Here is a 12,760-nt window from a genome sequence, read left to right as displayed (position 1 = left end):
GCCTCTCCCTCGCCATATTCGCCCGTCGTTCCTCCAGGACAAGGAGCCGATAAGTGCTCTTCGCCAAATTCCTCGGGCCTCGTGTCTGGTTCGTCGTGGCCGCCCTCGTCGCGGCGGCGATCCTGGTGCCTCTGGCAGCCGGTCTCCCCGCCGACAGCGCGTTCCACATTCCGCCCTATGCCGTCCCGCTGATCGGCAAGTATCTCTGCTACGCCCTCCTCGCGCTCAGCCTCGATCTCGTCTGGGGTTATGTCGGCATCCTGTCGCTCGGACACGGCGCCTTCTTCGCGCTCGGCGGCTATGCGATGGGCATGTACCTGATGCGCCAGATCGGCAGCCGGGGCCAATACGGCAATGCCGAACTGCCGGACTTCATGGTCTTCCTCAACTGGAAGGAACTGCCCTGGTTCTGGCAGGGCTTCGACCAGTTCTGGTTCGCCGCCGTCATGGTCGTTCTCGTGCCCGGCATCCTCGCCTTCGTCTTCGGCTACTTCGCCTTCCGATCCCGCGTCACCGGCGTCTATCTCTCGATCATCACGCAGGCCCTGACCTACGCGCTGCTCCTCGCCTTCTTCCAGAACGACATGGGATTCGGCGGCAACAACGGCCTGACCGACTTCAAGGAACTCCTCGGCTATCCCTTGTCGGCGCCGGAAACGCGTCTCGGCCTCTTCGTCGCCTCCTGCCTCGCGCTGGCGCTCGGCGTCGTCGTCACCGGCGTCGTCACGCGCTCCAAGCTCGGCAAGCTGATGATCGCGGTGCGCGACGCGGAAAGCCGCACGCGCTTTCTCGGCTGGCGCGCCGAGCACGTGAAGCTCTTCGCCTTCACGCTGTCGGCGGTCATGGCGGGCATCGCGGGCGCGCTCTACGTGCCGCAGGTCGGCATCATCAATCCCGGCGAGTTCTCGCCCGTGAACTCCATCGAGGTCGTCGTCTGGACCGCGGTCGGCGGGCGCGGAACGATCCTCGGTCCCGTTCTCGGCGCGCTTCTCGTCAACACGGGCAAGAGCGTCTTCACGGCCGCCGCCCCCGACTACTGGCTCTTCGTTCTCGGCGGGCTCTTCGTCTTCGTCACGATCTTCCTGCCGCGCGGCATCGTCGGCACCATCGATCACGGCTGGGCCTCGGGCCGCGACCGCCTGCGCGCCCGGCAGGCCGAGCGCGGCGTCGGCACCTCGAAGGCCGCCACCATGCCGGGCGACGCCGCGCCCTCGGCCGCGGAGTGACCTTGATGAACCCGTCAGCCACCTCCCTCGACCATCTGCCGCCCGAGCCCTTCGTCTCGCCGCACCCCTACGCCACCCAGCGCGCCCTGGAGCGCGCCCGGCTCGAAGCGGAGGGCAGCGCGCGCCGCGAGACGCTCCTCTATCTCGACGGCGTGACCAAGGCATTCGACGGGTTCAAGGCGATCAACGGCCTGTCCCTGGTGATCCAGAAGGGCGAGATGCGCGCCATCATCGGCCCGAACGGAGCGGGCAAGACCACGATGATGGACATCATCACGGGTAAGACGCGTCCCGACACGGGCGAGGTCTACTTCCGGGGCGACGTCGACCTCACGCGCCACGACGAGGCCGCCATCGCCTCGATGGGGATCGGTCGCAAGTTCCAGAAGCCGACCGTCTTCGACAGCCACACGGTGGAGGACAATCTGCGCCTCGCCATGGCCGGCTCGCGCGGCGTCTTCTCCGCGCTTCTCCACCGAAACGGCGCCGAGGAAGCGGCCAAGATCGACGAGATCTTCGGCCTCACCCGCCTCGGCACCCATCGCGATCGGCTGGCCGCCGACCTCTCCCACGGCCAGAAGCAGTGGCTCGAAATCGGCATGCTGCTGGCCCAGGACCCCGAACTCTTGCTGGTCGACGAACCCGTCGCCGGCATGACCGATGCCGAGACCGAGGAAACCGCGCGGCTCCTCAAAGACATCGCCCGCACGCGCTCCGTCGTCGTCGTCGAGCACGACATGCACTTCGTGCGCGCCCTCGACGTCAAGGTCACCTGCCTCCACGAGGGCTCGGTCCTCGCCGAAGGCACGCTCGACGCCGTCAGCGCCGACCCCCGCGTGGTCGAGGTCTACCTCGGACGGTAGGCATGGCGCGGGCCTCGGTCCGCAGCAGGCAGGGGACGGCCGTCCCCTGCACCCCTGCCAAGGGACGAAAGTCCCTTGGAACCCATTCTCGTGTTGGATTGTCCAAGGGGCCTCGGCCCCCTGGACGATCCAAAAAGAAAGAAGGGTCCGGGAATTCGTTCCCGGGCGGGGATCGGGGCGGCAGCCCCGGCCCTTCCACCAACCAAGGCGAGCGCGCATGCTGACCGTGTCCAATGTCGATCTCTACTACGGCGCCGCGCAGGCGCTGAGGGGTGTTTCGATCGAGGCGAAGGAGGGGCAGATCACCTGCGTCCTCGGGCGGAACGGGGTGGGGAAGACGAGCCTGATGCGGGCGGTGGTGGGGCAGCAGCCGATCCGGTCGGGGACGATTTCGCTCGGAGGCGAGGTGCTGGGGCGGGATGCGCCCTATGCGCGGGCGAGGAAGGGCATCGGCTTCGTACCGCAGGGGCGCGAGGTGTTTCCGCTCCTGACGGTGAAGGAGAACCTTCAGACGGGGTTTTCGCCGTTGAAGCGCGCGGATCGAACGATCCCGCCGCATGTGTTCGAGATGTTTCCGGTGTTGAAGACGATGCTCGGACGGCGCGGGGGCGATCTGTCGGGCGGGCAGCAGCAGCAGCTGGCGATCGGCCGCGCGTTGGTGACGCGGCCCCGGCTTCTCGTGCTGGACGAACCGACGGAGGGCATCCAGCCCTCGATCATCAAGGATATCGGGCGGGCGATCCGCTATCTGAAGGTCGAAGCGGGGCTCGCGATCCTCCTCGTGGAACAGTATCTCGATTTCTGCCGGGAGCTCGCGGACAAGGTCTACATCATGGATCGCGGCGAGATCGTCTTCGAGGGTCCGGCGGAGGGGCTCGACGATCCCGAGGTGCGCAAGCATCTGACGGTGTGATAGGCGGGGGCGATGAACGCTCCGGTGACCGATCTCGACCCCGTCGTGGCGACGGCTCCTCCCGTCCACCGCCCGGTTCGCATGCAGCGCGCCGTCGGTGCGGCGCGGGCGGAGGTCGGCGTCGTCGCGGGGCGCACGCGGCTGCGGCGACTGCACCAGGGGGGCGCGCTGAAGCTGCGGTTCCCGACGGTTCATGAGGGCACGTCCGCCGAGGCGATCCTCATCAATTCCTGCGGCGGGCTTGCCGGGGGAGACCGGCTCGCACAGGGTTTCACCCTGGGCGACGGCGCCGATCTCACTGTCACGACGCAGGCCTGCGAGCGGGTCTACCGGTCGCTCGGCGATCCCGCGACGGTGGAAACGCGGGCGCTCGTCGCGCCGGATGCGCGTTTCATCTTCGTGCCGCAGGAGACGATCCTGTTCGACGGGGGCGCGCTTCTGCGGCGGCTGGAGGTGGAGATGTCGGCCTCGAGCCGGGTGCTCCTCTGCGAAAGCGTCATTCTGGGGCGCGAAACGATGGGCGAGACCGTGGCGACGGGCGAGTTTCGCGACCGCTGGCGGATTCGCCGCGACGGACGGCTCGTCTTGGCCGACGATCTCCGGCTGTCGGGACGGGTGTGCGACACCGCGGCGCGAGCGGCATCGCTCGGCGGCGGCCGGGCTTTTTCCACCATCCTCTTCCAGGGACCCGCGTTGGAGACACGCATGGGCGTCCTGCGCGAGACGATCGGCGATGCCGGGGGCGCAAGTCTCGTCGACGGACTTCTCATCGTGCGGCTCGTGGCATCCGGCGGTCTGGCGCTGCGGCGCCGCCTCGTTCCCGTGCTGGCCGCTCTGGCGGACGGACCGCTTCCCCGGATATGGTCGACGTGACCGATCCAACGCCTCGAAAGGCTTCTTCATGCAGTTGACGCCGCGCGAAAAGGACAAGCTTCTCGTCGCCATGGCCGCGGAGGTCGCCCGGAAGCGGCTTTCCCGCGGCGTGCGCCTGAACCATCCCGAAGCCATCGCTCTCATCACCGACTTCGTCGTGGAAGGCGCGCGGGACGGGCGTTCGGTCGCGGACCTGATGGAAGCGGGCGCTCATATCGTGACGCGGGCACAGGTCATGGAGGGCATCGCGGAGATGATCCACGATATTCAGGTGGAGGCCACCTTTCCCGACGGCACCAAGCTCGTAACGGTGCACGAGCCGATTCGCTGAGGCGATGGGGATTGTCCGGGCGATCAGTTCGTTCCGGTCGCGTCCGCGATGTCCGTCGTGACGCGCATTGGCTCGGCGCTCGCCGAGGCCGCCAGAACCGGCCGGATGGGGCGGTAGCCGCCGTCGACGACCGAATAGTAGGCCGGGCCGGAGACGCCGTTGATGTGAACGTGCCGGATGAGGCTCGGCTGTCCCGTTCCCGCCGGCGCGGCGAAGCCGCAAACCGCGAGGGCGGCGATGAGAAGGGCGAACGTCTTCTTCGGCATGGTCTTGGCCCGTTGCGTCGATGACCCGGCGTTGGGAGGGCGGGTCTGTCCCGGCGATGTCCGCCGCTGCGCCGTCTCACGGCAGACGAGGCGGGCGGGCGTCTCGAGATCGAGACTGGCAGATCGGAATGTCCGGAGTGTTTCTCCGGCCTGTCGTCTTCAACCAGCTGGACGAAAACTTCGTTCCAGCCCTTCCTGCCCGTTAAGCGCTTTGACAAGGACGAACGGGGCTTTCACTATGACGTCATTCGCCGGGCGGTCCGAATGACATGCGTTCGATTCCGCTACCTGCGAACGGCGTGACCCCAACCGGGACGCCGTCGTCTTTCAGATCGAGGACATGATGATCCAACGCCTTTCCCTTGCCGCAGCCGCGGTTCTCGCCGCCTCAGCGCCGGCCTTCGCCCATCTCGATCCGGCCGCGCACGGCTCGGTCATGGCGGGCCTGTCGCATCCGCTCTTCGGCACCGATCACATCCTCGCCATGGTGGCCGTCGGCCTCTGGGCGTCCCAGATCGGGGGGCGCGCCGTTCTCGCCGTGCCGGTCGCCTTCGTTGCCGTGATGTCGCTCGGCTTCGCGTTCGGCCTGTCCGGCGCATCGCTGCCCTTCGTGGAGCCGATGATCGCGGCCTCGGTCGTGGTTCTCGGGCTGCTCGTCGCCTGCGCCGTGCGCCTGCCGGCCGCGGCGGGTGCTGCGGTCGTCGGCGCCTTCGCGCTGTTCCACGGCCATGCCCATGCGGCCGAGCTCGGATCGGCGGGTGCCCTGTCCTTCGCCGCAGGGTTCGTCGCCGCGACGGCGCTTCTCCACCTCGCCGGCCTCGGCCTCGGCCTCGCCTTGTCGTCGGGCGCGGGTCTCGGCGCTCGGGCCGGCCGGGTCCTGGCGCGTGGCCTCGGCCTCGGCACGGCGGTTGCCGGCCTCGCCCTGATGGCGGGCTGATCGCCATGATCCCCGGCGAAGTGATCACGCGGGGCGGGGAGATCGTCCTCAACGACGGTCTCCCAACCCTCGTCCTCGAAGTGTCCAACACGGGCGACCGGCCGGTCCAGGTCGGTTCGCACTATCATTTCGCCGAAACTAATCCCGCCCTCGATTTCGATCGTTCGGCCGCCCGCGGCCATCGGCTCGACATCGCGGCGGGAACGGCGGTGCGGTTCGAGCCCGGCCAGACGCGGGAGGTGACGCTCGTGCCGTTCCGCGGCAAGCGCGCGGTCTACGGGTTCAACGGACAGGTGATGGGCGCGCTCTGACGCGCCCATTCCCCAGCAGGAGCGCGCTCCGCCGCGCCTTTTCTCCGAAAGCAACGATCGACGACGGAAGGAAAACGACCATGTGTGGTGCCTGCGTGATCGACGAGGTGAAAACCTCGATGCTCAGTCGACGGTCGCTCTTCGGTCTCGGCGCGGCGGCCGGTGCCGCCGGTCTGCTCGGGGCGAGCGCGAAGCCCGCGAACGCCGCGACCAGCCCCGTGTCGGTCTCCACGATCACCGATCTCACCCATGAGCTTCATGCCGACTTTCCGACCTATCCCGGTCAATCCGGCTTCGCGATGGAGCGGAAATACGCGATCGACAAGGACGGCTACAACCTCTTCGTCCTCACCATCGACGAGCACACCGGCACGCATATGGATGCACCGCTGCATTTTTCGGCGGATGGGACGAGCGTCGCCGAGATCCCGGTGGAAAAGCTGATGGCGCCGCTGGTCGTGGTGGACATCCGCGACAAGGCCGCCGCGAGCCCTGACGCGCAGGTGACCCCCGACGACATCAAGGCTTGGATCTCCGCCCATGGCCCGTTGCCGGAAAACTGCTGCGTCGCCATGAATTCCGGCTGGTCGCAGCACGTCGCGACAGCGAAGTTCAGGAATGCCGACGACGCCAAGGTCATGCACTTCCCGGGATTTCACGTCGAAGCGATGAAGCTTCTCATGGAGGAGTCGACGGCCATCGGGATCGCGGTCGACACGCTGTCGCTCGATTTCGGGTCGTCTCCCGACTTCGTCGGGCACAAGACCTGGTTGCCCAGTGGGCGGTGGGGACTGGAATGCGTCGCGGGCCTCGACGCGCTGCCCGCCAAGGGTGCGACGATCGTCGTCGGCGCGCCGAAACATCGCGGCGGCACCGGTGGTCCCTCGCGGGTCTTTGCGCTGACCTGATCGCGCAATGCGAGCCAGGGTGGAGCCCGCGCGTGGAAAAGGGTGCCGAGGGGCACCCTTTTCCATCTAGGCTCAGTCCCGGCCTTGTCTGCGCTCAGTCGCCGTTCGGCTTCGGCGTGGCGGAGGGGTCGGCATCCAGCGCGCGGCGAATGCCCTGCACGTCGACGGCGATTTTCGGCCGCGGAATGTCATAGTCGGCGTTCGTGCCGGCGCCGGACTGTCCGACGGCGGCACCGCCGGCCGTCGATGCTCCCCCCAGCGTGGTCGCCGCGCCGGGATCCCCGCTGCGCGCGATTCCGTCGACATTGGTGGAGTTGATGCCGCTGGAGCCCTCGGTGGCGCGCGATTCGGTGTCCGTGCCGGTTCCGGTGTTCGGAAGGATCGCGGGCGCGCTCGACGAGATGCCCGCGCCATTGCCGCTCAGTCCAGTGGAGCCGGCGCCCGTGGAGCCGGGATTGGCGCCGCCGGCCGCTCCGATGCCGGATCCCGCCGAGGCCCCGGCCGTGCCGCTCAGGCCGGTTCCGCCCATCGCCGACCCGCCGACGCCCGTGCCGCCAAGTCCGGTGCCGGACGCGGTGCCCGACGTGGCGCCGCTGGAGACGCCGGACGACGTACCGGTTCCCGATGCGGCGCTGGAGCCCGAAACGCCGCCGCCCGCCGATCCGCCTCCGGCTGAGCCACCGCCCGACGACCCGCCGCCCGACGACTGGGCAAAAGCCGTGGCCGCGCCGAGCGCCAGCGTGAGGGCGAGGGTTGCGATGGTCCTCTTCATGTCGGTCAATCCCTGATGCACGTCCGGGCGAACGGCCAAGCGCCGGTCCGGACGGGGTTCGAGCAGGCGGGCCGCAGCGCCCCGCTCATCATGCCGACCCAACTCCCGGCGCCGGGGAGACGTTCCCTTTCCGCGCCGGCCCTTTCGGAGCAGCGGCCGTCCACCACGCCCGCCGACCAGCAGCAGGGGCCGCCCGGCCGCCCGGGCCTTCCCTTCGCACGAGGTCTCCTTCGGCAAAGCCGGGATGCCATTTCGGGATCACTGTTTCGTGCGAACGGCACCTCACGATACGAACGGCATCTCGCGACGCGAAGGGGAAGCGGAGCCGAAGATTCAGCGCGCGCGCTGCGGCTTGGTGAAGACGATCTTCGCCCGGCCCTTGGAGGAGGGGCGCGTCACGGCGCTTCCTCCGATCGCGCTCGGCCCCTCCCGCGCGAAGACGCCGGCGCCGAGGCCGTTCAGCGACGAGCGTCCCTCGATCGCCCGTCGTTCCGTCACCCCGTCCCGTGGAAAGGTGCCGACCTTCGGCCGCAGATAGCTGTCGTCGTAATCGCGGCCGAAGGCACGTTCCTCGGCCTCGTCGCCGAAGACGTCCGCATTGGGAATGCGGCGGTTGTTCTGCGGCGGCGGCGCGCCGCCGATCCGGGCTCCGGCCATGGAACTGCCGACGGGAATGCCCGCAGGGCCGGGACCGAAGGCCTGGGCGGAGGCGGGCAGGGCCGTCGCGGCAAGAGCCGCGAAGGCCAGGAGAGCGGTCGTGGCGGGGCCGATCCGATGAAGCATCGTGAGGTCTGCCTTTCCTGTTCCGGCCCGATCGCCGACCTGGCGTCGTCCCGAGCGTCGGACGAGCCGCCGTCCGCGCGATCGGCGGGAAATGGTGTCTCCTTCAGATGGGCCTTCATATCGCTTTGACAAACCCTCGGCTTTGCGGTCCGATCCGCGGCACTGCAGCAAAGCGAATGGCCGCTCGCTGCTCCGTCAACGAGAGATGCCGATGGCCGCCCGAATCGCCCGCTCCTCCTATGCCGCCATGTTCGGACCGACGACGGGCGACCGCGTGCGACTCGCCGACACCGAACTCTTCATCGAGGTGGAGCGCGATCTCACGACCTATGGCGAGGAGGTGAAATTCGGCGGCGGCAAGGTGATTCGCGACGGCATGGGCCAGAGCCAGGCAAGCCGGGCCGAGGGCGCGGTCGACACGGTCATCACCAATGCGCTGATCCTCGACCACACCGGGATCTACAAGGCCGATATCGGCCTTCGCGACGGACGGATCGCCGTCATCGGCAAGGCCGGCAACCCCGATACGCAGCCGGGCGTTTCCGTGATCGTCGGCCCCGGTACGGAGGTGATCGCGGGCGAGGGCAAGATCGTCACCGCGGGCGGCATCGACGCGCACATTCATTTCATCGCCCCGCAGCAGATCGACGAGGCGCTCTATTCCGGCGTCACGACCATGGTCGGCGGCGGCACCGGGCCGGCACACGGGACGTTGGCGACCACTTGCACGCCCGGCCCCTGGCATCTCGCGCGCATGCTCCAGTCGCTCGACGCCTTTCCCATGAACTTCGCGCTGTCGGGCAAGGGCAACGCCTCGCGGCCCGCCGCGCTCGAGGAGATGGTGCTGGCCGGCGCCGCCGCACTGAAGCTGCACGAGGACTGGGGCACGACGCCGGCCGCGATCGACTGCTGTCTTTCCGTCGCGGACGAGCACGACGTGCAGGTGATGATCCACACGGACACGCTGAACGAGTCGGGCTTCGTGGAGCACACGATCGCGGCGCTGAAGGGCCGGACGATTCACGCCTTCCACACGGAAGGGGCCGGCGGCGGCCATGCGCCGGACATCATCCGCGTCTGCGGCCTGCCGAACGTGCTGCCGTCCTCGACCAACCCGACGCGGCCCTACACGAAGAACACGCTCGAAGAGCATCTCGACATGCTGATGGTCTGCCACCATCTCGACGCCTCGATCCCCGAGGACATCGCGTTTGCCGAAAGCCGCATCCGTCGCGAAACGATCGCGGCGGAGGACATCCTCCACGATATCGGCGCCTTCTCGATGATCTCGTCGGACAGTCAGGCGATGGGCCGCGTCGGCGAGGTCGTGATCCGCACCTGGCAGACCGCCGACAAGATGAAGCGCCAGCGCGGGCGGCTTGCCGGCGAGATGGGCGACAACGACAATCTGCGCGCCCGGCGCTACGTCGCGAAATACACGATCAACCCGGCGATCGCGCAGGGCCTGTCGAAGGAGATCGGCTCGGTGGAGGTCGGCAAGCGCGCCGATCTCGTCGTCTGGGACCCCGCCTTCTTCGGCGTGAAGCCGGCCATGGTGCTGCTCGGCGGCATGATCGCGGCGGCGCCCATGGGCGATCCCAACGCCTCCATCCCGACGCCGCAGCCGGTGCATTACCGGCCGATGTTCGGCGCCTTCGGAAAGGCGATCGGCGCGATCGGCGCGACCTTCGTCTCCAAGGCCGCGCTCGGCACGGATCTCAGGGCCCGGCTCGGCTGCGAGAAGACGTTCCTCGCCGTGGAGAACACGCGCGGCGGCATTTCCAAGGCCTCGATGAAGCTGAACGACGCGATGCCGGTGGTGGAGGTGGACCCGGAGACCTACGAGGTGCGCGCCGACGGCGAACTCCTCACTTGCGAACCCGCCGAGGTCCTGCCGATGGCGCAGCGCTATTTCCTGTTCTAGGCCGCCGGCCTGATCTAGATTGGCCGCCATGGCACAGTCCGCGAAAACGACGAGCCTCTACGAGCGCGACTTCTACGCCTGGACGCAGGACCAGGCGGAGAAGCTGCGCGTGCGGGCCACGTTCGACAATCGCGGCGACATCGACTGGGACCATGCCGCCGAGGAGATCGAGAGCTTGGGCCGGAGCCAGAGAAGCGAAATCAGAAGCCGCCTTCTCGTCATTCTCGTTCATCTTCTCAAATGGCGTCATCAATCCCATCGTCGATCTCGAAGCTGGAAGGGGACGTTGATCGAACAGCGTCGGCGTATCGAAGATGAAATGGCGGAAAGCCCGAGCTTGTCCGGCTACGCCGAAAGCGTTTTGCAGCGCGAATACGAGACCGCTCGCATCAAGGCGGCAGGCGAGACCCACCTGCCGGAAGAGACCTTCCCTGACGCCTGTCCCTTCACGATCGACCAGATCCTCGATCCGAACTTCTATCCGGAGGCTGCATGATCCGCGCGCTGCTCGCCATTGGCTTGATCCTGGCGGCGTCGTTTGGGTCGGCGCATGCCGATCCGGTCACGCTCGACCTTCCCGGCAAGCTCGACCGGCAGAGCGTCGCCTATGCCTGCGACGACGGATCGGCGCCGAAGGTGACCTACTACAACCTCGCCGACCAGTCGCTGGCGGTGATCGAGATCGAGGCGGGGAAGCCGAGGCTGTTCGTCTCGGTGCTGGCGGCATCGGGCGCGAGATACGTGTCGGGGCCCTATCTGTTCTGGACGCGGGGCAACCGGGCCGACATTTCCGACGAACGCAAGGCCGGAGCGACGGCCGTGACATGCAAGGTGGCCAGATGATCCACGCGCGGGAAGTTCGCACCAAGGCCGCCGGTTTCGAGGCCGCCGACACGATCACGCTCGACGAATCGCAGCGCCATCGCCGGCGCATGGCCATGGTCTCCGACGGCGGGATCGCCTTCCTGCTCGATCTGCCGGAAACCGTCAGGCTCGGCGAGGGCGACGGCCTGCTGCTCGACGACGGGCGGGTTCTGCGCGTCGTGGCGCGGCCCGAACCGCTCTATGTCGTGCGCGGGCAGAACGCGACCCATCTCCTGACGCTCGCCTGGCATCTCGGCAACCGCCATCAGGCCGCGCAGATCTTCTCCGATCATGTCCTGATCCGCCGCGAGCCCGTCCTGCGCTCCATGCTGGAAGGTCTCGGCGCGCTCGTCGAGGAGATCGAGGCGGCCTTCGATCCCGAAGGGGGTGCTTATGGGGGGCCCGCCGGGCAGGTGCATGGGCAGGGCCATTCCCATGGGGGCCATTCCCACGGCGTTTCGGGTGGCCATGACCATTGACGGCCCGGGCGATGCGGCGCTCGTTCGACTGATGACCTGGCTTTCGCCGGCCTTTCCCATCGGCGCCTTCGCCTTTTCGCACGGGCTCGAGACGGCGATTGTCGAGGGGCGGCTCGACAGCGGCGCGGCGGTGGCCGACTGGATCGGACTTCTGGTGACGGAGGGGTCCGGCTGGAACGATCTGGTTCTCTTCGCCGCGGCGCACCGGGCGGCGCGGGCCGGCGACGAGACGGAACTTCTGGCGATCGCCGATCTGACGCGCGCGCTCGCCGGCTCGGCCGAGCGGCGCGAGGAGACACTGTCCCTCGGCGACGCCTTTCGGCGCAGTGCGGCCCCCTGGTGCGCGCCGGAGGACGGCGAGAGGGGCGAGGACGTCCGCGAGGCCGATCCCTATCCCGTCGCGGTCGCCCGGGTCGCGGCCTTTGCCGGCATCGCGCTGCGCCCCGCGCTCGAAGCCTTCGCCCACGGATTTTCCGCCAATCTCGTTTCCGCGGCGACCCGGCTCGTGCCGCTCGGCCAGAGCGCGGCGATGCGCGCGCTGCACGACCTGGAACCTCTCGTGCTCGCCGCCGCCGCGCGCGCGGCCGGCGCGACGCTCGACGATCTCGGCTCGGCCGCGATCCTGTCCGACATCGCCGCCATGCGGCACGAAACGCTGGGAACGAGGCTCTTCCGCTCATGAACGAACATGGACCCCTGCGCGTCGGCATCGGCGGCCCCGTCGGTTCCGGCAAGACGACGCTGGTCGAGATGCTCTGCAAGGCCGCGCGCGACCAGTGGTCGATCGGCGTCGTGACCAACGACATCTACACGGTGGAGGATGCCGAGGCGCTCGTGCGCCGGCAGGCGCTCCCCGCCGACCGGATCATCGGCGTGGAGACCGGCGGCTGCCCGCACACGGCGATCCGCGAGGACGCCTCGATCAATCTCGCCGCGATTCGCACGCTCCGGCAGCGCCATGCCGATCTCGATCTCGTTCTGGTGGAATCGGGCGGCGACAATCTCGCGGCGACCTTCTCGCCCGATCTCGTGGATCTCTCGATCTACGTCATCTCCGTCTGCCAGGGCGACGACATTCCGCGCAAGGGCGGGCCGGCGATCACGCGCTCGGACCTGCTCGTCGTCAACAAGACCGACCTCGCCCCCTACGTCGGCGCCGATCTGGAGCGGATGAAGGGAGATGCCGCCAAGGGCCGGCAGGGCCGGGCGACGCTCTTCACCGACCTTTCGCGCCGGGTCGGCGTCGCCGAGATCCTGGACTTCCTGGCCCGCCAGGGCGGGCTTCCCGCCATCGCAGCGGCGGCCTGAGC

The 12,760-nt window shown here is 68.5% G+C and carries 17 protein-coding genes; 14 read left to right on the top strand and 3 right to left on the bottom strand.

Annotation, left to right across the window (positions count from 1 at the left end):
- Positions 1 to 53: 53 nt before the first annotated feature.
- The 5 genes from urtC (at position 54) to ASG43_RS14580 (ending at position 4,206) form a co-directional block, all read left to right on the top strand.
- Positions 54 to 1,226: an urea ABC transporter permease subunit UrtC gene (gene urtC, locus ASG43_RS14600; protein ID WP_056506367.1), complete on the top strand. Its 1,173-nt coding sequence runs from the start codon at positions 54 to 56 to the stop codon at positions 1,224 to 1,226.
- Positions 1,227 to 1,231: 5 nt separating this feature from the next.
- Positions 1,232 to 2,089 carry an urea ABC transporter ATP-binding protein UrtD gene (urtD, locus tag ASG43_RS14595; RefSeq protein ID WP_082490925.1) on the top strand — a complete coding sequence of 286 codons (858 nt, stop codon included), beginning with the start codon at positions 1,232 to 1,234 and terminating at the stop codon, positions 2,087 to 2,089.
- 217 nt (positions 2,090 to 2,306) lie between these two features.
- Complete coding sequence (gene urtE / locus ASG43_RS14590) at positions 2,307 to 3,002, top strand: urea ABC transporter ATP-binding subunit UrtE (protein ID WP_056506364.1); 696 nt, start codon at positions 2,307 to 2,309, stop codon at positions 3,000 to 3,002.
- Between the two features lie 12 nt (positions 3,003 to 3,014).
- Entirely contained in the window at positions 3,015 to 3,875 is an 861-nt protein-coding gene (locus ASG43_RS14585; RefSeq protein WP_082490924.1) for an urease accessory protein UreD, read from the top strand.
- 28 nt (positions 3,876 to 3,903) lie between these two features.
- The gene (locus tag ASG43_RS14580) at positions 3,904 to 4,206 is read left to right on the top strand and encodes an urease subunit gamma (RefSeq protein WP_056506362.1); all 303 of its coding nucleotides are present in this window, start codon (positions 3,904 to 3,906) and stop codon (positions 4,204 to 4,206) included.
- Between the two features lie 23 nt (positions 4,207 to 4,229).
- On the opposite strand, the gene ASG43_RS14575 is transcribed toward ASG43_RS14580, so the two are convergent.
- Entirely contained in the window at positions 4,230 to 4,472 is a 243-nt protein-coding gene (locus ASG43_RS14575) for a hypothetical protein (protein ID WP_056506359.1), read from the bottom strand.
- Between the two features lie 343 nt (positions 4,473 to 4,815).
- Here ASG43_RS14575 and ASG43_RS14570 point away from each other — a divergent pair, with 343 nt between their 5' ends.
- From ASG43_RS14570 to ASG43_RS14560, 3 genes are all read left to right on the top strand, one after another.
- On the top strand, positions 4,816 to 5,409 hold the full coding sequence (locus ASG43_RS14570) for a HupE/UreJ family protein (RefSeq protein WP_056506759.1): 594 nt from the start codon (positions 4,816 to 4,818) through the stop codon (positions 5,407 to 5,409).
- Positions 5,410 to 5,414: 5 nt separating this feature from the next.
- Positions 5,415 to 5,720, top strand: a complete 306-nt coding sequence (locus ASG43_RS14565) for an urease subunit beta (RefSeq protein ID WP_056506356.1) — start codon at positions 5,415 to 5,417, stop codon at positions 5,718 to 5,720.
- An 80-nt stretch (positions 5,721 to 5,800) separates the two neighbouring features.
- Positions 5,801 to 6,628, top strand: a complete 828-nt coding sequence (locus tag ASG43_RS14560) for a cyclase family protein (RefSeq protein ID WP_056506353.1) — start codon at positions 5,801 to 5,803, stop codon at positions 6,626 to 6,628.
- 94 nt (positions 6,629 to 6,722) lie between these two features.
- Here ASG43_RS14560 and ASG43_RS14555 read toward each other — a convergent pair whose 3' ends face one another.
- Positions 6,723 to 7,400: a hypothetical protein gene (locus tag ASG43_RS14555; protein WP_156386715.1), complete on the bottom strand. Its 678-nt coding sequence runs from the start codon at positions 7,398 to 7,400 to the stop codon at positions 6,723 to 6,725.
- Between the two features lie 333 nt (positions 7,401 to 7,733).
- A complete protein-coding gene (locus ASG43_RS14550) occupies positions 7,734 to 8,183 on the bottom strand; it encodes a hypothetical protein (RefSeq protein ID WP_056506347.1) in 450 nt (149 codons plus the stop codon).
- 211 nt (positions 8,184 to 8,394) lie between these two features.
- Here ASG43_RS14550 and ureC point away from each other — a divergent pair, with 211 nt between their 5' ends.
- The 6 genes from ureC to ureG are packed head-to-tail and all read left to right on the top strand — an operon-like array spanning position 8,395 to position 12,758.
- Entirely contained in the window at positions 8,395 to 10,107 is a 1,713-nt protein-coding gene (gene ureC, locus ASG43_RS14545) for an urease subunit alpha (protein ID WP_056506344.1), read from the top strand.
- 28 nt (positions 10,108 to 10,135) lie between these two features.
- Entirely contained in the window at positions 10,136 to 10,603 is a 468-nt protein-coding gene (locus ASG43_RS14540) for a DUF29 domain-containing protein (protein ID WP_056506342.1), read from the top strand.
- A complete protein-coding gene (locus ASG43_RS14535; RefSeq protein ID WP_056506338.1) occupies positions 10,600 to 10,950 on the top strand; it encodes an MliC family protein in 351 nt (116 codons plus the stop codon). The genes ASG43_RS14540 and ASG43_RS14535 overlap by 4 nt, the downstream gene beginning before the upstream one ends.
- Positions 10,947 to 11,450, top strand: coding sequence for an urease accessory protein UreE (locus tag ASG43_RS14530; protein WP_056506335.1), 504 nt, complete (start codon positions 10,947 to 10,949; stop codon positions 11,448 to 11,450). Before ASG43_RS14535 ends, ASG43_RS14530 begins: the two co-directional genes overlap by 4 nt.
- Positions 11,440 to 12,132: an urease accessory UreF family protein gene (locus ASG43_RS14525; RefSeq protein ID WP_056506332.1), complete on the top strand. Its 693-nt coding sequence runs from the start codon at positions 11,440 to 11,442 to the stop codon at positions 12,130 to 12,132. The genes ASG43_RS14530 and ASG43_RS14525 overlap by 11 nt, the downstream gene beginning before the upstream one ends.
- Positions 12,129 to 12,758: an urease accessory protein UreG gene (gene ureG / locus ASG43_RS14520; protein ID WP_056506330.1), complete on the top strand. Its 630-nt coding sequence runs from the start codon at positions 12,129 to 12,131 to the stop codon at positions 12,756 to 12,758. The genes ASG43_RS14525 and ureG overlap by 4 nt, the downstream gene beginning before the upstream one ends.
- Positions 12,759 to 12,760 lie beyond the last annotated feature (2 nt).

The sequence above is a fragment of the Aureimonas sp. Leaf454 genome (assembly GCF_001424685.1).
GTDB lineage: Bacteria > Pseudomonadota > Alphaproteobacteria > Rhizobiales > Rhizobiaceae > Plantimonas.
This window is presented reverse-complemented; position numbering and strand designations above follow the sequence as displayed.